Origin of the sequence: Blastochloris tepida (assembly GCF_003966715.1) — a bacterium.
GTDB lineage: Bacteria > Pseudomonadota > Alphaproteobacteria > Rhizobiales > Xanthobacteraceae > Blastochloris > Blastochloris tepida.
The window spans coordinates 3,716,566-3,736,869 of record NZ_AP018907.1 but is presented as its reverse complement, the minus strand read 5'-3'; the positions used below and the strand labels follow the sequence as shown (position 1 = coordinate 3,736,869).

The 20,304-nt window shown below is 69.4% G+C and carries 23 protein-coding genes and 2 tRNA genes; 11 read left to right on the top strand and 14 right to left on the bottom strand.

Going from position 1 to position 20,304, the window contains the following annotated elements; genetic code table 11:
• Positions 1–52 precede the first annotated feature (52 nt).
• Positions 53–1,165: a 3-isopropylmalate dehydrogenase gene (gene leuB / locus BLTE_RS16935; protein WP_126401787.1), complete on the top strand. Its 1,113-nt coding sequence runs from the start codon at positions 53–55 to the stop codon at positions 1,163–1,165.
• A 108-nt stretch (positions 1,166–1,273) separates the two neighbouring features.
• On the opposite strand, the gene BLTE_RS16930 is transcribed toward leuB, so the two are convergent.
• Entirely contained in the window at positions 1,274–1,576 is a 303-nt protein-coding gene (locus BLTE_RS16930) for a hypothetical protein (protein ID WP_126401786.1), read from the bottom strand.
• Between the two features lie 182 nt (positions 1,577–1,758).
• Between BLTE_RS16930 and BLTE_RS16925 the strand changes: the two genes are divergently transcribed.
• Positions 1,759–1,974, top strand: a complete 216-nt coding sequence (locus BLTE_RS16925; RefSeq protein WP_126401785.1) for a hypothetical protein — start codon at positions 1,759–1,761, stop codon at positions 1,972–1,974.
• Positions 1,975–2,106: 132 nt separating this feature from the next.
• Positions 2,107–3,141, top strand: a complete 1,035-nt coding sequence (locus BLTE_RS16920) for an aspartate-semialdehyde dehydrogenase (RefSeq protein WP_126401784.1) — start codon at positions 2,107–2,109, stop codon at positions 3,139–3,141.
• A gap of 172 nt (positions 3,142–3,313) precedes the next feature.
• Here the strand turns inward: BLTE_RS16920 and BLTE_RS16915 are convergent, their stop codons facing one another.
• From BLTE_RS16915 to BLTE_RS16905, 3 genes are all read right to left on the bottom strand, one after another.
• A complete protein-coding gene (locus BLTE_RS16915) occupies positions 3,314–3,859 on the bottom strand; it encodes a YeeE/YedE thiosulfate transporter family protein (protein WP_244600036.1) in 546 nt (181 codons plus the stop codon).
• Positions 3,860–3,869: 10 nt separating this feature from the next.
• The gene (locus BLTE_RS16910) at positions 3,870–4,418 is read right to left on the bottom strand and encodes a YeeE/YedE thiosulfate transporter family protein (RefSeq protein WP_126401783.1); all 549 of its coding nucleotides are present in this window, start codon (positions 4,416–4,418) and stop codon (positions 3,870–3,872) included.
• A gap of 190 nt (positions 4,419–4,608) precedes the next feature.
• Positions 4,609–5,307: a carbonic anhydrase gene (locus tag BLTE_RS16905; protein ID WP_126401782.1), complete on the bottom strand. Its 699-nt coding sequence runs from the start codon at positions 5,305–5,307 to the stop codon at positions 4,609–4,611.
• 180 nt (positions 5,308–5,487) lie between these two features.
• On the opposite strand from BLTE_RS16905, the gene rlmN reads away from it, so the two are divergent.
• Positions 5,488–6,726: a dual-specificity RNA methyltransferase RlmN gene (gene rlmN / locus BLTE_RS16900; protein WP_425290303.1), complete on the top strand. Its 1,239-nt coding sequence runs from the start codon at positions 5,488–5,490 to the stop codon at positions 6,724–6,726.
• Positions 6,727–6,733: 7 nt separating this feature from the next.
• A complete protein-coding gene (locus BLTE_RS16895; protein WP_126401781.1) occupies positions 6,734–7,267 on the top strand; it encodes a hypothetical protein in 534 nt (177 codons plus the stop codon).
• Here the strand turns inward: BLTE_RS16895 and BLTE_RS16890 are convergent.
• Positions 7,242–7,919: a LysE family translocator gene (locus BLTE_RS16890; protein WP_126401780.1), complete on the bottom strand. Its 678-nt coding sequence runs from the start codon at positions 7,917–7,919 to the stop codon at positions 7,242–7,244. The genes BLTE_RS16895 and BLTE_RS16890 overlap by 26 nt on opposite strands.
• 120 nt (positions 7,920–8,039) lie before the next feature.
• Here BLTE_RS16890 and BLTE_RS16885 point away from each other — a divergent pair, with 120 nt between their 5' ends.
• Positions 8,040–9,014 (top strand): NADPH:quinone oxidoreductase family protein, encoded by a 975-nt coding sequence (locus tag BLTE_RS16885; RefSeq protein ID WP_126401779.1) that lies wholly within the window; start codon positions 8,040–8,042, stop codon positions 9,012–9,014.
• 5 nt (positions 9,015–9,019) lie between these two features.
• Here BLTE_RS16885 and BLTE_RS16880 read toward each other — a convergent pair whose 3' ends face one another.
• Positions 9,020–9,442: a YkvA family protein gene (locus BLTE_RS16880; RefSeq protein ID WP_126401778.1), complete on the bottom strand. Its 423-nt coding sequence runs from the start codon at positions 9,440–9,442 to the stop codon at positions 9,020–9,022.
• 237 nt (positions 9,443–9,679) lie between these two features.
• Between BLTE_RS16880 and BLTE_RS16875 the strand changes: the two genes are divergently transcribed.
• On the top strand, positions 9,680–10,465 hold the full coding sequence (locus tag BLTE_RS16875) for an SDR family NAD(P)-dependent oxidoreductase (RefSeq protein ID WP_126401777.1): 786 nt from the start codon (positions 9,680–9,682) through the stop codon (positions 10,463–10,465).
• A gap of 83 nt (positions 10,466–10,548) precedes the next feature.
• Positions 10,549–11,163, top strand: coding sequence for a 2-hydroxychromene-2-carboxylate isomerase (locus BLTE_RS16870; protein WP_126401776.1), 615 nt, complete (start codon positions 10,549–10,551; stop codon positions 11,161–11,163).
• Between the two features lie 224 nt (positions 11,164–11,387).
• Here BLTE_RS16870 and folD read toward each other — a convergent pair whose 3' ends face one another.
• The 3 genes from folD to BLTE_RS16855 form a co-directional block, all read right to left on the bottom strand.
• The gene (gene folD / locus BLTE_RS16865; protein WP_126401775.1) at positions 11,388–12,272 is read right to left on the bottom strand and encodes a bifunctional methylenetetrahydrofolate dehydrogenase/methenyltetrahydrofolate cyclohydrolase FolD; all 885 of its coding nucleotides are present in this window, start codon (positions 12,270–12,272) and stop codon (positions 11,388–11,390) included.
• Positions 12,269–12,592 carry a DUF167 family protein gene (locus tag BLTE_RS16860; RefSeq protein ID WP_126401774.1) on the bottom strand — a complete coding sequence of 108 codons (324 nt, stop codon included), beginning with the start codon at positions 12,590–12,592 and terminating at the stop codon, positions 12,269–12,271. Before BLTE_RS16860 ends, folD begins: the two co-directional genes overlap by 4 nt.
• Before the next feature lie 221 nt (positions 12,593–12,813).
• A complete protein-coding gene (locus BLTE_RS16855) occupies positions 12,814–13,092 on the bottom strand; it encodes a YggT family protein (RefSeq protein ID WP_126401773.1) in 279 nt (92 codons plus the stop codon).
• A 178-nt stretch (positions 13,093–13,270) separates the two neighbouring features.
• Here BLTE_RS16855 and BLTE_RS16850 point away from each other — a divergent pair.
• Positions 13,271–13,346, top strand: a tRNA-Ala gene (locus BLTE_RS16850).
• A gap of 338 nt (positions 13,347–13,684) precedes the next feature.
• On the opposite strand, the gene BLTE_RS16845 is transcribed toward BLTE_RS16850, so the two are convergent.
• Positions 13,685–13,761: transfer RNA gene (locus BLTE_RS16845), tRNA-Arg, on the bottom strand.
• Positions 13,762–14,264: 503 nt separating this feature from the next.
• On the opposite strand from BLTE_RS16845, the gene BLTE_RS16835 reads away from it, so the two are divergent.
• Together BLTE_RS16835 and BLTE_RS16830 are read left to right on the top strand one after the other, a co-directional pair.
• A complete protein-coding gene (locus tag BLTE_RS16835; protein ID WP_126401771.1) occupies positions 14,265–14,975 on the top strand; it encodes a thermonuclease family protein in 711 nt (236 codons plus the stop codon).
• A gap of 98 nt (positions 14,976–15,073) precedes the next feature.
• Entirely contained in the window at positions 15,074–16,552 is a 1,479-nt protein-coding gene (locus BLTE_RS16830) for a M48 family metalloprotease (RefSeq protein WP_126402275.1), read from the top strand.
• Positions 16,553–16,587: 35 nt separating this feature from the next.
• Here the strand turns inward: BLTE_RS16830 and BLTE_RS16825 are convergent, their stop codons facing one another.
• From BLTE_RS16825 to BLTE_RS16810, 4 genes are all read right to left on the bottom strand, one after another.
• The gene (locus tag BLTE_RS16825; protein ID WP_126401770.1) at positions 16,588–17,457 is read right to left on the bottom strand and encodes an RNA polymerase factor sigma-32; all 870 of its coding nucleotides are present in this window, start codon (positions 17,455–17,457) and stop codon (positions 16,588–16,590) included.
• Positions 17,458–18,164: 707 nt separating this feature from the next.
• On the bottom strand, positions 18,165–18,767 hold the full coding sequence (locus BLTE_RS16820; RefSeq protein ID WP_126401769.1) for a CarD family transcriptional regulator: 603 nt from the start codon (positions 18,765–18,767) through the stop codon (positions 18,165–18,167).
• A gap of 721 nt (positions 18,768–19,488) precedes the next feature.
• Positions 19,489–19,824: a ferredoxin FdxA gene (fdxA, locus tag BLTE_RS16815; protein ID WP_126401768.1), complete on the bottom strand. Its 336-nt coding sequence runs from the start codon at positions 19,822–19,824 to the stop codon at positions 19,489–19,491.
• 125 nt (positions 19,825–19,949) lie between these two features.
• Positions 19,950–20,285 carry a S4 domain-containing protein gene (locus BLTE_RS16810; protein WP_126401767.1) on the bottom strand — a complete coding sequence of 112 codons (336 nt, stop codon included), beginning with the start codon at positions 20,283–20,285 and terminating at the stop codon, positions 19,950–19,952.
• Positions 20,286–20,304: the final 19 nt, after the last annotated feature.

Genomic DNA, 20,304 nt, shown 5'->3' with positions numbered 1-20,304 from the left:
CTGCGGCCGGGATGACGCCAACACACCCGCTGACAGCCCTGCGAGATGCGCCATGCCTTCGTTCAAGCTCCTGCTTCTGCCCGGCGACGGGATCGGCCCCGAGGTGATGGCGGAGGTGAAACGCCTGCTCGCCTGGTTCGAAAAGCGCGGCATCGCCGCCTTCGACTATGACGAGCGGCTGGTCGGCGGCTCCTCCTATGACGCCGACGGCGTCGCCATCACCGATTCGACCATGGATCTGGCCCATGCCGCCGATGCCGTGCTGTTCGGCGCGGTCGGTGGGCCGAAATGGGACGGCGTGCCCTATGAGGTGCGCCCCGAGGCGGGCCTGCTGCGCCTGCGCAAGGATCTCGGCCTGTTCGCCAATTTGCGCCCGGCGATCTGCTATCCGGCCTTGGCCGAGTCCTCCTCGCTCAAGCGCGATCTGGTCGAGGGCCTCGACATCATGATCGTGCGCGAGCTCACCGGCGGCGTCTATTTCGGCGAGCCCAAGACCATCACCGACCTCGGCAACGGTCAGAAGCGCGCCATCGATTCCCAGGTCTATGACACCTACGAGATCGAGCGCATCGCCCGCGTCGCCTTCGACCTCGCCCGCAAGCGCCGCAACAAGGTGACCTCGACCGAGAAGCGCAACGTCATGAAGTCGGGCGTGCTGTGGAACGAGGTGGTCACCGCCGTCCACAAGCGCGAATATCCCGACGTGGAGCTGGAGCACCAGCTGGCGGACGCCTGCGGCATGCAGCTGGTGCGCCGGCCCAAGCAGTTCGACGTCATCGTCTGCGACAATCTGTTCGGCGACATGCTGTCCGACATCGCGGCGATGCTGACCGGCTCGCTCGGCATGCTGCCGTCCGCCTCGCTCGGCGAGGCCAATCCGGCGACCGGCAAGCGCAAGGCGATGTACGAGCCGGTGCATGGCTCGGCGCCCGATATCGCCGGCAAGGGGCTCGCCAATCCGCTCGCCATGATCGGCTCGTTCGGCATGGCGCTGCGCTATTCGTTCAATCTCAGCGACGCTGCCGACCTGCTCGATCAGGCCACCGCCAATGTGCTGGCCAAGGGCCTGCGCACCGGCGACATCGCCGCGCCCGGTCAGGCGACGGTCGGCACCACGGCGATGGGCGATGCGATTCTCGCCGAACTCGACGCGCTGGCGGGCTGAGCGTCATCAACCACCCCGAAAAACAGAACGGCCGGGCACCTGCCCGGCCGTTTCGTTTCGAAGTCCAAGTCCAAATCCAAGTCGAAGTCGACGTCCAACGCCGTCCGGTCAGAACTGCAGCGGCCGGATGCCGCCCAGCTCGAACGGCTGCGGCAGGTTGAACTGGCCGCCATCGCCGCCGGGGCCGGTATTCCACGACATCGGCACGCCCGGGCGGAAGCGCAGGTCGGTCGCATAGTCGGCCGCCGTGCGCGCCGGAACAGCCGTGCCCGGATAGAGGTAGGACTGATCCTTCGTCACGGTGATCCGCGACGGACCCCGCCGGCTCTGGGCGTCGGCCGCGCTCGGCAGAACGGTGGTCGCCGCGATGGCGAGCACGGCGGTGGAGGCAAGAAGACTGGCGAGCCGCATGGCACCCTCGATCCCGATTTGATCACACACTAATGGCCTTCGCATGCCGCCGCCAGGGCGGATTGCTCAAGACAACGCCGATCGGGCCCCACAGTTGCATCGGCGCAACGGCCTGCGGCGACCCGCCCGCGGAACCACGCAAACTCTATCGCGTTGCCAGTAAATACTTAGGGAACGCGTGCATGTATCAGCCCGGAAAATGGTTCGACGCGCTGTTTGCGGATCCGCCCGAGCGCGGACAGGTGATCTGGCTCGACCGGCGGGCGGCGCTGCGCAAGGCGCGCAGCCTGCGCGCGCCGCAGACGGCCCTTGCCGAGGAGCGCGGACTGCTGGTGCCGTTCGCCACCTTCGTGGCCCGGGCCCAGGCGAAGCGGCGGCTGCGCGGCCGGGCGGTGTGAGGCGGCGATCGCGCGCGTGCGTGTTGTCTCCGCGCCGCTTGTGCAATAGAAGCCGAGGCTCCCGGAGAAGGCCTGGACTCCCAGGTTGCCGCCGATTGGCCGCGGCCCGGGATGTTCGCCGGAGAGTCAAGGATGGGTTACTCGGTCGCAGTCGTCGGGGCCACAGGCAATGTGGGCCGCGAAATGCTGTCGATCCTCGCCGAGCGGGGCTTTCCCGCCGATGAGGTCATACCGCTCGCCTCGCGCCGCAGCCTGGGCGTGGAAGTCTCCTATGGCGACCGGACGCTGAAGGTCAAAGCGCTCGAGAACCACGATTTCACGACGAACGATCTGTGCCTGATGTCGGCGGGCGGCGCCGTGTCGAAGGAGTGGTCGCCGCGGATCGGCGCGCAGGGCTGCGTGGTGATCGACAATTCCTCGACCTGGCGCACAGACCCCGACGTGCCGCTGATCGTGCCGGAGGTGAATGCCGACGCGGTGGTGGGCTTCACCAAGAAGAAGATCATCGCCAACCCGAACTGCTCGACCGCGCAGCTCGTGGTGGCGCTGAAGCCGCTGCACGACGCCTTCACCATCAAGCGGGTGGTGGTGGCGACCTATCAGTCGGTGTCGGGCGCCGGCAAGGACGCGATGGACGAATTGTTCAGCCAGACCCGCGCGGTGTTCACCGCGCAGGAGATGGAGACCAAGAAGTTCCCCAAGCGCATCGCCTTCAACCTCATTCCGCAGATCGACGTCTTCATGGAGGACGGCTCGACCAAGGAAGAGTGGAAGATGGTGGCCGAGACCAAGAAGATCCTCGACCCCAAGATCAAGCTCACCGCCACCTGCGTGCGCGTGCCGGTGTTCGTGTCGCACTCGGAAGCCGTGAACGTCGAGTTCGAGAAGCCGGTGACGGCCGAGGAGGCGCGCGCTCTGCTCGCCAAGGCGCCGGGCTGCCTCGTCATCGATAAGCACGAGCCGGGCGGCTACATCACGCCGGTGGAGGCGACCGGCGAGGACGCCACCTACATCAGCCGCATCCGCGAGGACAGCACGGTCGACAACGGCCTGAACTTCTGGTGCGTGTCGGACAATCTGCGCAAGGGCGCGGCGCTCAACACCGTCCAGATCGCCGAGCTGCTGATCAACCGCCGGCTGATCGAGCCGAAGAAGAAGGCGGCATGAGGCTTCGTAGTAAAGCGTCGTAGGGCGCAATAGCGAATCGTATTGCGCCAAGCATGCGGCGGAAGACGCTGACGCTATTCCGCCCTGCTGAGCTTGATATTGACGACGCTTGATACGCGAAGGGGCGCCCTCGGGCGCCCCTTCGTCGTTCAGGCGGCAGTATAAACTGGCATCACAGCCGCCGCGACTCGACCACCGAGAACAGGGCGACCGCCAGCACCGCCAGCGCTGCGAAGAACACCAGCGCCGGCACGCCGGTGATGTCGGGCAGCGTCACCCGGCCGAGGTTCCACCACGCCAGCACCGTGTCCTTGAGCCAGGGATAGTTGAAGCCATAGAGCATGCCGCCGACCAGCATGCCCGCCGCACCGACCAAAGCGTGGACGCTGCCGGTGGCGATCGCCGCCACACCCGTGCCCGGGCAGTAGCCGTAGAGCACCATGCCCACCCCGAACAGCGCCGAGCCGAGAAGCACGCCGCCCATATTGGCGTCGCGCACCGCCATCTTGACGAGGCCGAGATCGACCAGCGCCAGCACGCCGACGCCGCCGACGATGATCGCCGTCAGCATCACCTTGAGGACGGTGAAGTCCTTGAAGCGGAACTGGTTGAGGATGGTGTCGTAGTGCGTCACCCGGCCGCGGTCGAGCAGCCAGCCGAAGGCGAAGCCGAACGCCACGGCGAGAACCAGGGCGGCAGTACCGGTCATCGGGAACATCGGCGCCTCCTCAACGCGGCTGGCGGAACAGGATGAAGGCGGTGAGAAGGCCGGTGGCGAACATCACCGCCAGGAACACCCAGCCGACCACAGCGAGCTGCAGGCCCTGCGAGATGCCGTTGCCGGACGTGCAGCCATTGGCGAGACGGGCACCGTACATGGCGATGACGCCGCCGATGAAGGCGACGGCGTAGCGCTTGAGCGGCGAGGGGCCGAACCGCTCGGCCCACACCGCCGGCACCTGCTCGAGCCGCCAGGTGCGGGCGGCGAGCGAGGAGGCCAGCGCGCCGAGGAAGGTGCCGACCAGGAACAGGGTTCCATAATCGAGCCGCATCGGGTGGCGCGCCCAATAGGCGTTCTGCGCCACGGCCTCGGCGCCGACCAGCGGCACGGCGAGCCCGCCGGACAGCTGCGACACCGCGGTGGTGATGCCGATCGGCGCCGCGACGACGACGAACACCACCCAACTGAGGACGCCGATGCCGGCGCCCACCAGATAGGGGCTCCAGTCGATGCGGCCGTGGGCGGCGGTGGAAGGTGACAGGGAGCTGACGGTCATGGGGACACCGCGCGGTTGAATGGAACACATGTAAATATACGAATGTGTTCTAGGGCCGTGACGCCGGTCCGTCAATGCCGGCCGCCGCATCCGGTTTCCCCTCACATCGCCGCGCGATCCGCTTGCCCCGGCCGCCGGGGACTCGGGTCATACGGCATACGGTTTCCAGCCCTGCAGGCCGGAACCCGTCTCACGCGCCGTCGGCGTCCACCGCCTCGGCGCGGAAGGGATTGCGCTGCGCCACCGGCACGAAGCGGTCGGTGGCCGGGTCGAGCCGTTCGAGCAGCCCGGTGGCGATGGCGAAATAGGCGCCGTGCAGATTGAGCTGGCCGGCCTCCACCCGCTCGCGGACCCATGGGAACGTCATCAGATTGGCCAGCGACTGGCGGATGCCGGCATATTCCAGCCGCGCCACCGCCGCATCCGGCAGGTCCGCGGCCGGCACGATGCCGGCGGTGGCCGCCGCCGGCTCGAGCAGCGACATCCATTGGCCGATGAAGTCGCCGGCCCCGAGGTCGGTGCGCCGGCGGGCATAGGCCATCACGCCGCCGCAGCTGGCATGGCCCAGCACCACGACATCCTCGACCTTGAGCACCAGCACCGCATACTCGATGGCCGCCGAGGCCGCGTGGTGGCCGCCGGGCTCGTAGGGCGGCACCAGATTGGCGACGTTGCGGACGGTGAACAGCTCGCCCGGCATGGCGTCGAAGATCACGGTCGGCGAGACGCGGGAGTCGCAGCAGGCGATCACCATCATTTTGGGGGACTGGCCCTGTGCCAGCGTCTCGTAATGCTCGTGCTCCTCGGCGTAGCGGCGGTCGAGGAAGGATTGGTAGCCGGCGATCAGCCGGGCGGGAAAGGCGGTCTCAGGCTTGGTGTTCTCGCGCATGGGTCCGTCCGCTCAGGGCCGCAACGTCAGTTGCCGTCAACGTCATATGGGCGAAACGTCATATGGGCGAAAGGTTCTCGCGGCAACGCGCCCGTTGACGATACGTCCGCCGATTGCCGGCCTGTCATCGCACCGCAGGTGTGGTATGACCCGCCTCCCATGACCGCCCCCATGACAATGATCCCCCACACCGACCACCTCCCCGCCGAGGACCACATCCACGCGCCCGCGACCGCCCCGAAGGCGCTCGCCTCGGCGACGGGCAAGCCCTCGATCGCCGGGCTCGGCCGCGGCGGCCTCGCCAAGGCGCTGTTCGAGGTCGGCGTGCCCGAGCGCGAGCTGCGCATGCGGGTTCAGCAGCTCTGGGGCTGGATTTATGAGCGCGGCGTCACCGATTTCGACGCCATGACCAATGTCGGCAAGGGCCTGCGCTCCACGCTCGCCGAGCACTATTCGCTGGCGCGGCCCACCGTCGCCGCCGAGCAGGTGTCGGTCGACGGCACCCGCAAATGGCTGCTCCATCTGCCCTCGCAGGAGGACGGCGAGAAGCCGCACGCGGTCGAGGCGGTCTACATCCCCGAGGCCGACCGCGGCACGCTGTGCCTGTCCTCGCAGGTCGGCTGCACGATGACCTGCGCCTTCTGCCACACCGGCACGCAGCGGCTGGTGCGCAACCTCACCGAGGCCGAAATCGTCGGCCAGATGCTGGTGGCGCGCGACCGGCTGGGCGACTGGCCCGGCGCCACCCCGCCCGAGGACGGCATCGTGCCGACCGACGGCGGCCGCTTCGTCACCAATATCGTGATGATGGGCATGGGCGAGCCGCTGTTCAATTTCGAGGCGGTCAAGCGCGCCCTCCTCACCGTCGCCGACGGCGACGGGCTGTCGCTCGGCAAGCGCCGCATCACGCTGTCCACCTCCGGCGTGGTGCCGATGATCGGCCGCACCGGCGCCGAGATCGGCTGCATGCTGGCGATCTCGCTGCATGCGGTGCGCGACGACCTGCGCGACGTGCTGGTGCCGCTCAACCGCAAATATCCGATTCGTGAGCTGCTGCAGGCCTGCCGCGACTATCCCGGCCTGTCGAACGCGCGCCGCATCACCTTCGAATACGTGATGCTGAAGGGCGTGAACGACAGCCCGGCCGATGCCCGCGAACTCATCCGCCTGCTTAAAGGCATCCCGGCCAAGATCAATCTCATCCCATTCAACCCCTGGCCCGGCACGTCCTACGAATGCTCGGACTGGGGGACCATCGAGCGCTTCTCCGAGATCGTGTTCGACGCCGGCTATGCCAGCCCGGTGCGGGCGCCGCGCGGGCGCGACATCTTCGCCGCCTGCGGCCAGCTCAAGAGCGAGACCGAGCGGCTCTCCGCCCGCGAGCGCCTCGCTCTGCGCGCCATGGCCGCGGCGGAATAGGCGTCCAATGAACGCAGTGTGGCGCGTCGTCGTCATCGCCTTCGGCCTGATCGTGGCGGCGGGCGCGGGCTTGGTGTTTCTCGTCTCGGCGCTGGCGTCGGCCGATTTCGGCGAGGCGGGGCCGGAGATCATCGCCCAGTTCGCGCTGTTCGCCTGGCTCTTCACCTTCTTCAGCGCCGAGCAAGGCCTCGATCCGGCCTCGATGCTCGGCCTGCTCATCGCCTCGCTGATCATCGTGCCGGTGGCAATGCCGGGCGCGCTGGTGGCGATCCTCGCCGAGGCGTTCGGCTGGCGCTCGCTGACCCTGTACATGACCGCCAACGCCGCGCTGGGGGCGCTCGCCGCGGCGGCGGCCGGCCTTTACGACGTGATGAACCTCGACCAGACCGCACCCGCCGCGACGCCGGTGGAATCGCGCGCCGTGCTGGTGATGGCGGCGACCGGCGGCGTGGTCGGCTTGGTCTATTGGCTCGTCGCCGGGCGCAAGGCCTCGGGCTTCCTCAACAGACCGGCCCTCAACTCCCCCCCGCCCGGGCCGTGATCAGCTTCAGCGCGAACGCCCCCATCACGCCCGCGAACAGCCAGTCGATGCCGCGCATCACCGCGGGCGAGGCGCGCAAGAGGCCGGCGATGCGGTCGGCCGCCAGCACCATCAGCGAGCAGGACGGCGCCGCCAGCACGATGAAATAGACGCCGAGGAAGCCCAGCCGGCCGGCCGCCTGCGGATCGTCGGCGGCCACGAACTGCGGCAGAAAGGTCACGAAGAACAGAATGACCTTGGGGTTGAGCAGATTGACGCCGAGCCCGGTGGCGTAGAGCCGGGGATAGCTCAGCCGAACGGGCGCCGCGGCATCGAGCGTGAGCCCGCCGCGATGGCGCAGCGCCTGCCACGCCAGCCACAGCAGATAGGCGGCGCCCACGAACTTCAGCACGTCGAACGCGGTCGCCGAGGCCGCGAGCAGCGCCGAGAGGCCCAGCGCCGCCAGCGCCGAATGGATGAGGATGCCCGACAGCGCCCCGGCCAGCGTGACGAGCCCCGCGAGCCGTCCCTGCGCCACGGTGCGCGACAGGAACAGCGCCATGTCCGGCCCCGGCGTCACGATCAGCACCGCGCAGGCCAGCGTGAAGGCGGCCAGCACGTCGGGCGCCGGCACGGCAAGGACGGGCAGCGCAAGCTCAGGCAGCGACAGCATGGGGAACCTCCGGCACGCGTTCTAATCCTTCCCCCGGCCTTCGACCAAGGACGGGCGGCGCGGCCCTCCCGTGCCGCGAGCGCAGAGGCTATGGTGCGGCCGAACCTGCCGGAGCCCGCCATGAAAGCCGTGCTGTCCACCCGTCCCGGTCCGCCCGAGGCGCTCGAACTCGTCGACCTCCCCGATCCCGAGGCCGGCCCCGGCGAGGTGGTGGTGGCGGTGAAGGCGGCGGCGCTGAACTTCTACGACACGCTGATCATCGCCGACCGCTACCAGGAGCGTCCGCCGCGCCCGTTCGCGCCGGGCGGCGAATGCGCCGGGGTGGTGGCCGCGGTCGGCCCCGGCGTCGCGGGCTTCGCGCCGGGCGACCGCGTCGCCGCCTATCTGCGCTGGGGCTGCGCCCAGGAGAAGGTGGCGGTGCCGGCCGACCAGCTCGTGAAGCTGCCCGACGCACTGTCGTTCGAGCGCGCCGCGGCGCTGATCATCGTCTACGGCACCACGTTCCACGCGCTGCAGGACCGCGCCCGGCTCAGGCCCGGCGAGACGCTGGCGGTGCTGGGGGCGGCGGGGGGTGTCGGGGTCGCCGCCATCGAGCTCGGCAAGCTGATGGGCGCGCGGGTGATCGCCTGCGCCTCCTCCCCCGACAAGCTCGCCTTCTGCCGGTCGCTCGGCGCCGACGACAGCCTCGACTACACCCGGCAGGATCTGAAGGCCGGCCTGCGGGCGCTGACCGGCGGGGCGGGCGTCGACGTGGTCTATGACGCGGTCGGCGGCCCCTATTCGGAGCTGGCGCTGCGCGGCACCGCCTTCGGCGGCCGCTTCCTGGTGGTCGGCTTCGCCGCCGGCGAGATCCCGAAGATTCCGCTGAACCTGCTGCTGCTCAGCAGCCGCGACGTCTTGGGCGTCAATCTCGGCGGCTGGGCGAGGCGCCATCGCGAAACCTTCCGCGCCGCGCTGGCCAAGCTGTTCGACTGGGCGGCCGAGGGCCGGCTGTCGGTGCCGATCGACGCCACCTTCCCGCTGACCGAGACCGCGGCGGCCCTGCAGGCGATCGCCGGCCGGCGGGTGCGCGGCAAGGTCGTGCTGGTGCCCTGAGTCTGTCAGACGCCCTCCGGCCGCTCGCCGCGGCCGAGGCGGGCGAGCGCCGCCCGCGCCGCCGCCCGGTGGGCAAGCGTGACGTGGCCGCCGACCAGCTTCAGCGCCGCCACCAGCACCGCCGCATCGTCGGTGAAGCCGAGCCCGGCCAGGATGTCCGGCACCGCGTCGGCCGGCAGCACGAAATAGGCGAGCGCGCCGATGAGCGTGGCGCGCACCTGCGGCGGGGTGTTGCGGTCGATCACGCAGTAATAGGCCGCCACCAGATCCTCGGCGAACGGCACCCGGGCGAGGGATCGGGCGAGCTTGGCCCAGAATCCGCGCAGCGCGTGCGCCGCATCCCGCGGATCCTCGCCCGGACTTTCGCCCGCGCACCGGCCCGCCGATCCCGTCAGGCCCCACACGCCCGAGCCGGCGAAGCGTTCCATCGCGAGTTCTCCCTGGCGCGAGATCGTCCCCGCGTGCCATCCGCGCCTGCCGCCCTTCGAGGTGGGCCTGCCGGCGGCGCCGGTCAAGGCGGCCCCCGGCCGCAGGCCGGGACGGCCGGTTTGCCAAGGCGGTTTGACTGTGCCGGCCCACTCGCTCCAAGCTACTGGAATTCGGCGGTTTCCGTCGTGGGCTTGGCCCTGCCGGCTCGGCGGAGATGCTCGAGGGGGGAACAGGCAATGATCATCGGCTCCAACGTCGCCGCCGTCGTCACCGGCGGCGCATCCGGCCTTGGCGAGGCGACGGCACGGGCGCTGGCGGCGCGCGGCGCCAAGGTGGCGCTGTTCGATCTCAACGCCGTGCGCGGCGAGCGGGTGGCCCAGGAGATCGGCGGCCTGTTCTGCGCGGTCGATGTGGCGAGCGAGCAGTCGGTCGAGGACGGGCTGGCGCGGGCGCGCTCGATCAACGGCCAGGAGCGCATCGCCGTCAACTGCGCCGGCATCGTCATCGCCCAGAAGACCGCGGCCAAGGACCGCGAGCACGGCTTCTACCGGCCGCACGAGCTCGATGCCTTCGTCCGCGTCATCACCACCAATCTGGTCGGCACCTTCAACGTGATGTCGAAGAGCGCCGCCGGCATGGCGACGCTGCAGCCGGTGAGCCCGGACGGCAGCCGCGGGGTGATCGTCAACGCCTCCTCGATCGCCGCCATCGAGGGCCAGATCGGCCAGATCGCCTATGCCGCTTCCAAGGGCGGCATCCAGGCGATGACGCTGCCGGCGGCGCGCGACCTCTCGCGCGAGGGTATCCGGGTGTGTGCCATCCAGCCCGGCCTGTTCCACACCTCGATGTTCGACGCCCTGGACGAGGACGTGCGCAAGTCGCTCGCCGCCGGCGTGCCGTTCCCAACGCGGCTCGGCCGGCCGGACGAATTCGCGGCGCTGGTCTGCCATGTCGCCGAGAACGACATGCTGAACGGCGCGCTGATTCGCCTCGACGGCGGGCTGCGCCTGCCGCCGCGCTGAAGCATTCTCCGCAAAAGTGGGAACCGGTTTTGCGAATAGAGAATGCGACAACTCAGAAAAGCCGGACGACAGGCGGGGGAGATATGGCAACCATCGAGTTCTGGTACGAATTCGCCTCGACCTACTCCTTCCTCGCCGCCGAGGAGGTCGAGGCGGCGGCGCAGCAGGCCGGCGTCGGCGTGTTGTGGCGGCCGTTCCTGCTCGGGCCGATCTTCGCCGGCCAGGGCTACGCCACCTCGCCGTTCAACCTGTTTCCGCTCAAGGGCCGCAACATGTGGCGCGATCTCGCCCGCCGCGCCGCCCAGCTCGGCCATCCCGCCATCGTCCGGCCCGACCCGTTCCCGGCCAACGGCCTGCTGGCGGCGCGGGTCGCCACCGCGCTGGCCGACGCCGACCGCCCGGCCTTCTCGCGGGCGGTGTTCCGCGCCGAATTCGTGGCCGGCGACGATATTTCCGACCGGGCGGTGATCGGCCGGCTCGCCGCCGGCCTCGGCCATGATGCGGAAGCCCTGCTGGCGCGGGCCGGCGCCGACGAGGTCAAGGCCGCGCTGCGGACGGCCACCGCCCGCGCCGAGCAGATCGGCATCTATGGCGCGCCGAGCTTCGTGACCGCGGATGGCGAGCTGTTCTGGGGCAGCGACCGGCTGGCCGACGCGCTGGCCTGGGCCAAGGGCGAGCGCTGGGGGCTTCCGGCATGACCGGCTCGGAACACCCTCTGGTCGGGAGCCGCCTTTTTTCCCTCTCCCCTTGCGGGAGAGGGTGCCGAGCGATCTTCAGATCGCGAGGCGGGTGAGGGGTGAATCTTCCCGCATATGCCGTATGTACCCCTCACCCGGCGCGACCTCGCTTCGCTCGGTCTCGCCACCCTCTCCCACAAGGGGAGAGGGAAGGAAGAAACGGGACCAATCAGCCGGAAACCGTATCAGACCACCGGCGCCGTCAGCCCCGCCTGCATCGACGCGGCCTTGAGCGTGTTGGCAAGCAGGCAGGCGATGGTCATCGGCCCGACGCCGCCCGGCACCGGGGTGATCGCGCCGGCCACCGCGCCGGCCTCGGCGAACGCCACGTCGCCGACCAGCCTGGTCTTGCCCTCGCCGGCCTCGACCCGGTTGATGCCGACATCGATCACGGTGGCGCCGGGCTTGATCCAGTCGCCGCGAATCATCTCCGGCCGGCCGACCGCCGCCACCAGGATGTCGGCGCGCCGGCACACCTCCGGCAGATCGCGCGTCTTCGAGTGGGCGATCGTCACGGTGCAGTTCTCGGCCAGCAGGAGCTGCGCCACCGGCTTGCCGACGATGTTGGAGCGGCCGACCACCACGGCCTCCAGGCCAGCAAGCTGAGGCCGCACTGTCCTGGCGAGAATGACGCAGCCGACCGGGGTGCACGGCACCAGCGCCGGCAGGCCGGCCGACAGCCGCCCGGCATTGACCGGGTGGAAGCCGTCGACATCCTTCTTCGGGTCGATCGCCTCGATCACCGCCTGGGCGTCGATCTGCGCCGGCAGCGGCAGCTGCACCAGGATGCCGTGCACCGCCGGGTCGGCATTGAGGCGGGACACCAGCGCCAGAAGCTCGGCCTGCGAGGCGGTCGCCGGCAGCTTGTGCTCGAAGGAGCGGAGGCCCGCCTCCACCGTCGCCTTGCCCTTGTTGCGGACATAGACGGCGCTCGCCGGATCCTCGCCCACCAGCACCACCGCGAGGCCGGGAACGAGCCCGTGGTCGCGGGCGAGGCGGGCCGCCTCCGCCGCCACCTTGGCCCGCAGGTCCGCCGCGATGGCCTTGCCGTCGATCAGGGTCGCGCTCATGCCTTCTCCGTCGCGTTGCTGAGCGCCGCGGCCAGCGCCGCCGGATCGCCCGTCACATGCAGTGTCTTGAGACGCCCGGTGGCGCCGGCGACGATCTCGACGTCGCGGCGTGCCACGCCCAGGGACTGGGCGATCAGCGCCACCAGCGCGGCATTGGCGGCGCCGGCCTCCGGCACCGCCCGCACCCGCGCCGCCACCACGCGGCGTCCATCGGACAGCTCGGCAAGGCCGTCGAGCGCATCGCGCCCGCCGCGCGGCGTCAAGCGCACGGTGACGGCGAGGCCGCCGCCGATGGCGCGCCAGGGGGGCTCGCCGGCCACTAGAATATCATCCGATCCGACCGCATTGGATCGGATGCTCTAAGTTTCTGGCTTGTCGCATTCTCTTCCGCAAAACCGGTTCCCACTTTTGCGGAGAATGCTCCAGTGGATGAAATCCGACGCTTGATAACCACGCGTCGGAAAAATTTCATCCACAGAATCAATCCCTTGCGGGCCGACTTCTCCTGACATTTGCGGATGCAAATGTCAGGGTCGGACCACTATGTGAGGATTTCGAACACCAGATTGCGGACGAAAAACAGGCCGATGATCAGCACCACCGGCGACAGGTCGAGCCCGCCGAAATTGGGCAGCACCCGCCGAATCGGGGCGAGCGCCGGCTCGGTGAGCCGCCACAGCGCTTCGCCAACCTGCGCCACGGTGGGATTGCGCGGGTTGACCACATTGAAGGCGACCAGCCACGACAGCACGGCCGAGGCGATCAGAATCCAGACGTAAAGCGTGATGATGGTGTCGAACAGCCACAGGATCGAGTTCATGGCGCGCCCCTCGTGCCTCGGTTCGGCAATGACTATAGGCGGCGGGCGCCCCCTGCAAGCCTTCCGATGCAAGCCGTCGCGCCGAGGCTTTCCATAGCCCCCGTGCGACGCGAACGCCGATGCCGTGCGAACGCCATTGACTTTGTGGGGCCGGCACACCTAAAAGGCGCCGCGTGGCGGGGCCGTAGCTCAGTTGGGAGAGCGCTGCAATCGCACTGCAGAGGTCAGGGGTTCGAATCCCCTCGGCTCCACCAGCCACTCATCTCTTCCAAACCGGCTCTCGAACCTCTCCCGTCACACCGGGACCGGCCGCGTGGCGGGCATGGTATCGATCTGCGCGAGGTTCTGGTCACGCCAAAGGGGCGCGACGCCGGGCGGAGACGCAGGCCCGAAGCGGTATCCGGCTGATCAGGCCTTCCAGCCAGAGTCCGATCGCCGAACATCCCATCATCGAGAGGCGCCTGCAGAACTGGGGGCTCGGCGAGACCGGTTCCGGTAGCGCGAAGGGATCGACCGAAAACCATCTGAAGCAGCGCCGGCTGGAAGAATCGTCCGGGTGGGAAAATCGCCGGCACAGCGGTTTCGCGGAAAATGGCCTCCCGGAAGGGAATCGAACCCCTGACCCCAGGTTTAGGAAACCTGTGCTCTATCCTGCTGAGCTACCGGGAGGTGGAACCCTCGTCTCCGTGCCGTCCGGCAAGCCGGGCGGCGCAAGTCATATGAAGCGATCGCCCCCCGCTGATCAAGACTCGTGATCGAGCCCGGCGATCGCGCCGGATGGTCGAGGCTCATGATCGTGTCCCGTCACCGATGCAGGCGACCGAGGTTGCGATCAGGACCTCGCTAGCCAGGACCTCGCTAGCCAGGACCTGGGCCGGCCAGGGACTCGGCTGACCCGCTGCGCCGAACGGACCCGCCTGCGCCTTCCTAGCACAACGCGCCCGCGCGGGCGATCCGGCGGAATCGACGCTCTGCCCCACCGGAATGCCGCACTGTCGCCCGATTGGCGCTCTTGTTTGGGCATTGGAGAGAATGGCGGCATGGGGTTGAGGTCGGCAGGGCGGACCCGTCGCGGCGGCGGACGCGCCCTTGTGTTTGCGGCGGCGCTGGGCGCGGCCGGAATGCCTGCGGCGAGCCTCTCGGCCTGGGCGGACGATTTGCGAAAGGACGACATGGCGGAGGTCGCCGCGTGCGCACCGCAGCTGGTGATTCGCGACCGCGTCACCGCGCCGGCCGAGGGCGGGCTGCGGCTGCAGGGTGGCGCGCTGGCGGCCTTCCCGGCGCTGCGGCTGGAGGATGGAGCCGCGGCCCTGCTGGCAAAAGAGGCGGTCGGCCGGACGGTGGAGATCCGCGCGGAGAGCGAGCCGGACCGCTGGGGCCGGCTGCCGGCCGGCGCGGTGATGGTGGCCGGGGCAGGCGGCGGCGCACCGCTCTGGCTCGAGGCGCGGCTGGTGGCGCAGGGGCTGGCCGTCGTCGCGCCGCGTCCCGGCGCCCGCTGCATCCAGCCGCTGCTGACGCGCGAGCAGGCGGCACGGAATGCGGGCAGGGGCCGATGGGCGGAGCCGGCCAACCGGCCGGTGGCGGCGAGCGATCTGGCCCGCCTCAACGCCCTGGAGGGCCGCTACGCGCTGGTGGAAGGCCGCATTTCGGCGGTCAACACCCGCGGCCGCACCGTCTATGTCAATTTCGGCCGGCGCTGGCGCGAGGACTTCACTGTGATGATCGCGTCGCGCGACCGCCGGGCCTTCGCCCAGGCCGGCCTGGAACTTGCTCGGATGGCCGGAGAAACGGTGCGGGTGCGCGGCCATATCGAGGCCCGCGGCGGCCCGGCGATCGAGGTCCGCGTCCCCGGCCAGATCGAGCGCCTCGGGGCGGGCAAATGACCGGGCAGATGATCACCGGGCAGGCGAGAGACCAAGTGATCCGGCAAGTGATCCGGCAGGTGACGCAGCACGTGACGGAATCGAGGCTGAGCAGGCTGATGGCGGCCGGGGCGGCGCGGACGCTGCTCGTGGTGCTGCTGGCCGGCCTCGTCGCCGGCTGCGGCTCGATCGGCCTGCCCGATCTCGACCGGCCCGACACCGACATACCGCGGGCGCGCCTGACCTCGCCGCCGCCGCCCGCGCGCGGCGAGGAGCGCGAGCATGCGCGGATTCTCGCCAGCTATGGCGGCGAGTACAAGGATGCGGCGCTGCGGGCCTCGATCGAGGCCACCGTGGCGCGGCTGGTGGCGGCGTCCGAGCGGCCGGATCTGCGCTACCGCGTCACCATCCTCAATTCGCCGTCGGTGAATGCCTTCGCGCTGCCGTCGGGCTCGCTCTACGTCACCCGCGGCCTGCTGGCGCTCGCCAATGACCGCGCCGAACTCGCCTCGGTGCTGTCGCACGAGATGGCCCACGTCATCGCCCGCCACGCCGTGGAGCGCGAGGAGCAGGTGCGGCAGGCGGCGATCGTGTCGAAGGTGATTTCCGACGTGCTGCAGGATCCGCAGCTCGGCGCGCTGTCGCTCGCCCGCTCCAAGCTCAGCATCGCCAGCTTCTCCCGCCAGCAGGAGCTGGAGGCCGATGCCATCGGCGTCGGCATCAGCGCCCACGGCGGGTTCGATCCCTATGGCGCCTCGCGCTTCCTCACCTCGCTCGGCCGCCACGGCGCCCTGCGCGATCAGGCGTTGGGCGGCGACTCCGCCCGCGGCTCAAGCGAGAGCCTGGACTTCCTCTCCACCCACCCCTCGACGCCCGACCGGCTGGCGATCGTCGTCACCTATGCCCGGCAGTTCGCCGGTCCCGGCGGCACCGGCGAGCGCGAGCGCGACCGCTTCCTCGCCCAGATCGACGGGCTCGCCTATGGCGACGACCCCAGCGAGGGCTATGTGCGCGGCCGGCGCTTCATCCATCCCAAGCTCGGCTTCACCTTCCTGGCGCCGGAAGGCTTCTCGCTGGAGAACACGCCGCAGGCGGTGCTCGGCGCCTCCGCCGGCGGGCGTGAGGCGCTGCGGCTCGACGCCGCCCGGCCGAGCGGCAGCGAGGATCTGGCGACCTACCTCGCCTCCGGCTGGATCGACGGCATCGAGACGCCCTCGGTCGAGACGCTGTCGCTGAACGGCTTCGATGCGGCAACCGCCGTGGCGCGCGGCCATGAATGGTCGTTCCGGCTCTACGCCATCCGCTTCGGCAGCGAAGTCTACCGGCTGATCTTCGCCGCCCGCTCGCTCACCCCGGAGATCGACCGCCAGTTCCGGGCGGCGGCGCAGTCATTCCGCCGCGTCAGCCTGCAGGAGGCCGACAAGCTGCGCCCGCTGCGGCTCAAGGTCGTCACCGTCCAGCCGGGAGAGACCGCTGAGAGCCTCGCCGGCCGCATGGCGCCGCTCGACCACCCGCTCGACCGTTTCCTGGTGCTGAACGGGCTGGAACGCGGCCAGCCGCTCCAGCCCGGCCAGAAGGTCAAGATCGTGGTGGAGTAGGACGGGTTGCCGGCCGGATCGGCCGGAAAACCGCATCAAACCAGCGCGGCGCGGGCGTCCGGCTGCTGCGCGTCGAGGGCCAGCCGCAGCTTCTCCATCGCTCGCGTCTCGATCTGGCGGACGCGCTCCTTGGAGATGCCCATGCGCGAACCCAACGCCTCCAGCGTCGCGGCGTTTTCCACCAGCCGGCGTTCGCGCAGGATGCGCAACTCGCGCTCCGACAGCACCGCCATGGCCGCCCGCAGCCACTTCACCCGGCGATCGCGGTCGATCTCCTCGCCCACCAGCTCGTCCGGCCCCGGGCCGTCCCACACCAGGAAATCCTGGCGCTCGGAGGAGGAGGTGTCGGCATCCGCCACCGGCGCATTGAGCGACATGTCGTGACCGGTGAGGCGGGCATCCATCAGCGCCACGTCGTCGACCGACACGCCGATCTCCTCGGCGATGGTCTGGTACATCTGCGAGGCCGGCCCGTCCTCGCCGCGCTGGGCGAGGCGGGCGCGGATGCGCCGCAGATTGAAGAACAGCGCCTTCTGCGCCGAGGAAGTGCCGCCGCGCACGATCGACCAGTTGCGCAGGATGAAGTCCTGGATCGCGGCGCGGATCCACCACGTGGCGTAGGTGGAGAACCGCACCTCACGCTCCGGATCGAACCGCGCGGCCGCCTCGAGCAGGCCGACATGGCCCTCCTGGATCAGGTCCGCCATCGGCAAATTATAGTGCTTGAAGCGCGCGGCGATGGCGATCACCAGACGGATGTGGGCCGACGCCAGCCGGTGCAGCGCCGCCTGATCCCCCTCGCTCTTCCAGCGCACCGCGAGGTCGTGCTCCTCCTCGCGACTGAGGAAGGGCGCGTTCATCGCCGCCTTCACGAAACGCTGGCGGACACCCATCACCCGGTTCATGCCGCTCTCCCGTCGTCTTTCCCGATTCTCGTTCTGCCGTTCGAATTCGGCCCTGGGCGGTTTCCGGCCCGCAAGGCCGGAGGCCCATGTTCCGATCGCCGAAAGCCCCGTCATCGAGAATCTCTTGCAGTCCTGGGGTTTCGGCGAGACCGGGTCCGGCATCCCGAAGGATCCGCCGGAACCGGTCTTACGTGTATTGACGTACTTCCGGTTTGGACCGGCCACACTCAGCGTGGCAACGTGGCGCGGGGCCGCCTGGTTCCGCTCCACTTTGGGCGAAGCCTGACGGGCGGATTGATGTTTAGCGGAAATATCGCGCGCGATAAAGTCGTGCGCTGGCGACATTTTGGCCGGCCGGCGGGCGGGCGCCCTCGGGCGGTCAAGCCAAGATGTTGCGCCGCAACGCCGAATCGTGCCGAAGCCGGGCCGGCCGGCACCGTGGCGGAGGCCGCATCCGGCCATTGAGGCATGTTGTCGCAGGGGGGGCAGGCGCGGCCGTTCGCAGCGTGCGCGGTCCGCCCGGCCGGCGGAGGCGGCATCGCTGGGGCGGCCGGAAACGGCAAGGGCCCGGCTTGCGCCGGGCCCTTGGTGAACTTGGAGAGTCTGGAACCTGGAGAGTCTGGAGATCGTGGCGACCCAGGCGACTTCGCCGACGGTCGGGTCGCCCGGTCCGGACGGCGCGCCGGCCCCGAGGGCCGGCCCCCGCCTCAGGCCGCCTCGGCCTCGGCGTCGATGTCGGCCTCGGCATCGACGTCGTTGTCGGCCTCCTCGGCCTTGCCGGCGCGGCGCGGACCCTTGGCGAGCTGCGCCTCGATGCGCTTGATCGCCTCGGTCTCGGTGAGATCCTCGACCGCCGCCAGTTCGCGGGCCATGCGGTCGAGCGCCTGCTCGAACAGCTGACGTTCGGAATAGGACTGCTCGGGCTGCTGCTCGGAGCGGTAGAGATCGCGCACCACCTCGGCGATCGCCACGAGGTCGCCGGAATTGATCTTGGCCTCGTATTCCTGCGCCCGGCGCGACCACATCGTCCGCTTGATGCGGGCACGGCCCTTCAGGGTGTCCAGGCCCTTCTTGACCACATTGCCTTCGGCGAGCTTGCGCATGCCGACCGCGAGCGCCTTGCTGGTCGGGACGCGAAGCTTCATCTTCTCCTTTTCGAAGGAGATGACGAACAATTCAAGCTTGAAACCGGCGACTTCTTGTTCTTCGATGGCAACGATCTGGCCGACGCCATGAGCCGGATAGACGATGTATTCATTCGTCTTGAAACCATGACGGGTCTGGGCCGCGGCCGTCTTCTTGGCGGTCATGCGCTTTTACACTCCTGGATTTGGCCGGCGCGCGAGCGAGGCGGCCCAAAATCCTTCCACGATGCGCCCGAAGGCGCGCCCGCTTTGCTGCCGGCCCAAAGGAGCATCGAGTCCTGGAGGGAGTTCGAGTCCTGGGGGATTGGCCAGCCAGCCGACAGAACGAATGTCCTTCGCACCAAATCCGTTCGCTCTCGACAACGGAACTCCGCCACCGGCGCGCCTCGAAGTCGCACGCCTTAACGTCGATTGAACCGATACCTGCCCCCTCGCGGCAAAGAGTCCGGAACCGCCATGGCATGTCTTCAACAGACATACCCCGTCACACACCGACGTCAGACATGACGACATCGCATGATGACGTGACAGGCCCCGACATTCTGCAGACGGAACACGCCCACAAAATGCCATGGATCTAAACCGTGGCCTGTTCCACGTTTCCTGCTTTGGGGAGCGCTTCAGCGCGAATGAATTCGACTGTCTGATAACACTATCACGAACAGCCAAAAAATCAAAGACGTATTTGATCTTGGCCACCCGCGGCGGTGGCGGGCGGCCGGCTGCCGCGCGGGCGGCGTCGCGATGGCGGGTCATGCGGCGTCCGGCCCGCAGGGCCGGAGAACCTCACGCCTGTCGCCGAGGAATCCTTTCCGGACCAGGGACTTTTCGGGGCGATCGGGTCCGGCAGGCCGGACGGATCGGCCACCCCGTCACCGCCCCCGTCTCAGTCGCCCTCGCCGGGATTCGGCGAGAACTGCGCCTTCTTGCCGGCGATGCCGTCCCAATCCTTGGCGTCGGCCGGCGGCTCGCGCTTGGCGGTGACGTTGGGCCACTGGCCGGCATATTGGGCGTTCAGCGCCAGCCACTCGTCGAGATTGGGCTCGGTGTCGGGCTTGATCGCCTCGGCCGGGCATTCGGGCTCGCACACGCCGCAGTCGATGCACTCGTCCGGATTGATGACGAGCATGTTCTCGCCTTCGTAGAAGCAGTCGACCGGACACACCTCCACGCAGTCCATGTACTTGCACTTGATGCAGTTCTCGGTAACGACGTAGCTCATTTCAGCCCCTGGGACGCGGGTGACAGCCGGCATGTGTCGGATTTCGGACACCCCCCTATCCGAGGCGAACCGCGCCGGCAAGCCTGAAGGCGTCGTACAACGCTGAGAGAGCCGATGACATGCGGTCAGCGCATGCCATCGCCGCCGGATTTGTCCCACGCCGGGCCTGCGGCGCTGGTGTCCGGCGTGTCGCTGTCCCGAATGTCCTCGATCAGCGCTCGGGCGTCCTCGGCCCCGCCGCGCCGGGCGGCAAAGCCGAGCACCCGCACCACCCGCACCCCGCCGTGGAGCGCCACCGTCACCACGTCGCCAAGCCGGACAAGACGGGCGGCCGTGCTGACCCGCGCGCCATTGACGCGCACGCGTCCAGCCCGGGCCAGCGCCGCGGCATCGGCACGGGTGCGCACGATCCGCCCGTGCCACAGCACGAGATCGATGCGCTGCCCGGCCTCATCGCTCATGCCGGCGCCGTCCGGTCAC

What these genes read in the sequence shown, in the direction of transcription:
- leuB (WP_126401787.1), top strand. Translation starts at nt 53, where the DNA reads ATGCCTTCGTTCAAGCTCCTGCTTCTGCCCGGCGACGGGATCGGCCCC.
- BLTE_RS16930 (WP_126401786.1), bottom strand. Translation starts at nt 1,576, where the DNA reads ATGCGGCTCGCCAGTCTTCTTGCCTCCACCGCCGTGCTCGCCATCGCG.
- BLTE_RS16925 (WP_126401785.1), top strand. Translation starts at nt 1,759, where the DNA reads ATGTATCAGCCCGGAAAATGGTTCGACGCGCTGTTTGCGGATCCGCCC.
- BLTE_RS16920 (WP_126401784.1), top strand. Translation starts at nt 2,107, where the DNA reads ATGGGTTACTCGGTCGCAGTCGTCGGGGCCACAGGCAATGTGGGCCGC.
- BLTE_RS16915 (WP_244600036.1), bottom strand. Translation starts at nt 3,859, where the DNA reads ATGTTCCCGATGACCGGTACTGCCGCCCTGGTTCTCGCCGTGGCGTTC.
- BLTE_RS16910 (WP_126401783.1), bottom strand. Translation starts at nt 4,418, where the DNA reads ATGACCGTCAGCTCCCTGTCACCTTCCACCGCCGCCCACGGCCGCATC.
- BLTE_RS16905 (WP_126401782.1), bottom strand. Translation starts at nt 5,307, where the DNA reads ATGCGCGAGAACACCAAGCCTGAGACCGCCTTTCCCGCCCGGCTGATC.
- BLTE_RS16895 (WP_126401781.1), top strand. Translation starts at nt 6,734, where the DNA reads ATGAACGCAGTGTGGCGCGTCGTCGTCATCGCCTTCGGCCTGATCGTG.
- BLTE_RS16890 (WP_126401780.1), bottom strand. Translation starts at nt 7,919, where the DNA reads ATGCTGTCGCTGCCTGAGCTTGCGCTGCCCGTCCTTGCCGTGCCGGCG.
- BLTE_RS16885 (WP_126401779.1), top strand. Translation starts at nt 8,040, where the DNA reads ATGAAAGCCGTGCTGTCCACCCGTCCCGGTCCGCCCGAGGCGCTCGAA.
- BLTE_RS16880 (WP_126401778.1), bottom strand. Translation starts at nt 9,442, where the DNA reads ATGGAACGCTTCGCCGGCTCGGGCGTGTGGGGCCTGACGGGATCGGCG.
- BLTE_RS16875 (WP_126401777.1), top strand. Translation starts at nt 9,680, where the DNA reads ATGATCATCGGCTCCAACGTCGCCGCCGTCGTCACCGGCGGCGCATCC.
- BLTE_RS16870 (WP_126401776.1), top strand. Translation starts at nt 10,549, where the DNA reads ATGGCAACCATCGAGTTCTGGTACGAATTCGCCTCGACCTACTCCTTC.
- folD (WP_126401775.1), bottom strand. Translation starts at nt 12,272, where the DNA reads ATGAGCGCGACCCTGATCGACGGCAAGGCCATCGCGGCGGACCTGCGG.
- BLTE_RS16855 (WP_126401773.1), bottom strand. Translation starts at nt 13,092, where the DNA reads ATGAACTCGATCCTGTGGCTGTTCGACACCATCATCACGCTTTACGTC.
- BLTE_RS16835 (WP_126401771.1), top strand. Translation starts at nt 14,265, where the DNA reads ATGGCGGAGGTCGCCGCGTGCGCACCGCAGCTGGTGATTCGCGACCGC.
- BLTE_RS16830 (WP_126402275.1), top strand. Translation starts at nt 15,074, where the DNA reads ATGGCGGCCGGGGCGGCGCGGACGCTGCTCGTGGTGCTGCTGGCCGGC.
- BLTE_RS16825 (WP_126401770.1), bottom strand. Translation starts at nt 17,457, where the DNA reads ATGAACCGGGTGATGGGTGTCCGCCAGCGTTTCGTGAAGGCGGCGATG.
- BLTE_RS16820 (WP_126401769.1), bottom strand. Translation starts at nt 18,767, where the DNA reads ATGACCGCCAAGAAGACGGCCGCGGCCCAGACCCGTCATGGTTTCAAG.
- fdxA (WP_126401768.1), bottom strand. Translation starts at nt 19,824, where the DNA reads ATGAGCTACGTCGTTACCGAGAACTGCATCAAGTGCAAGTACATGGAC.
- BLTE_RS16810 (WP_126401767.1), bottom strand. Translation starts at nt 20,285, where the DNA reads ATGAGCGATGAGGCCGGGCAGCGCATCGATCTCGTGCTGTGGCACGGG.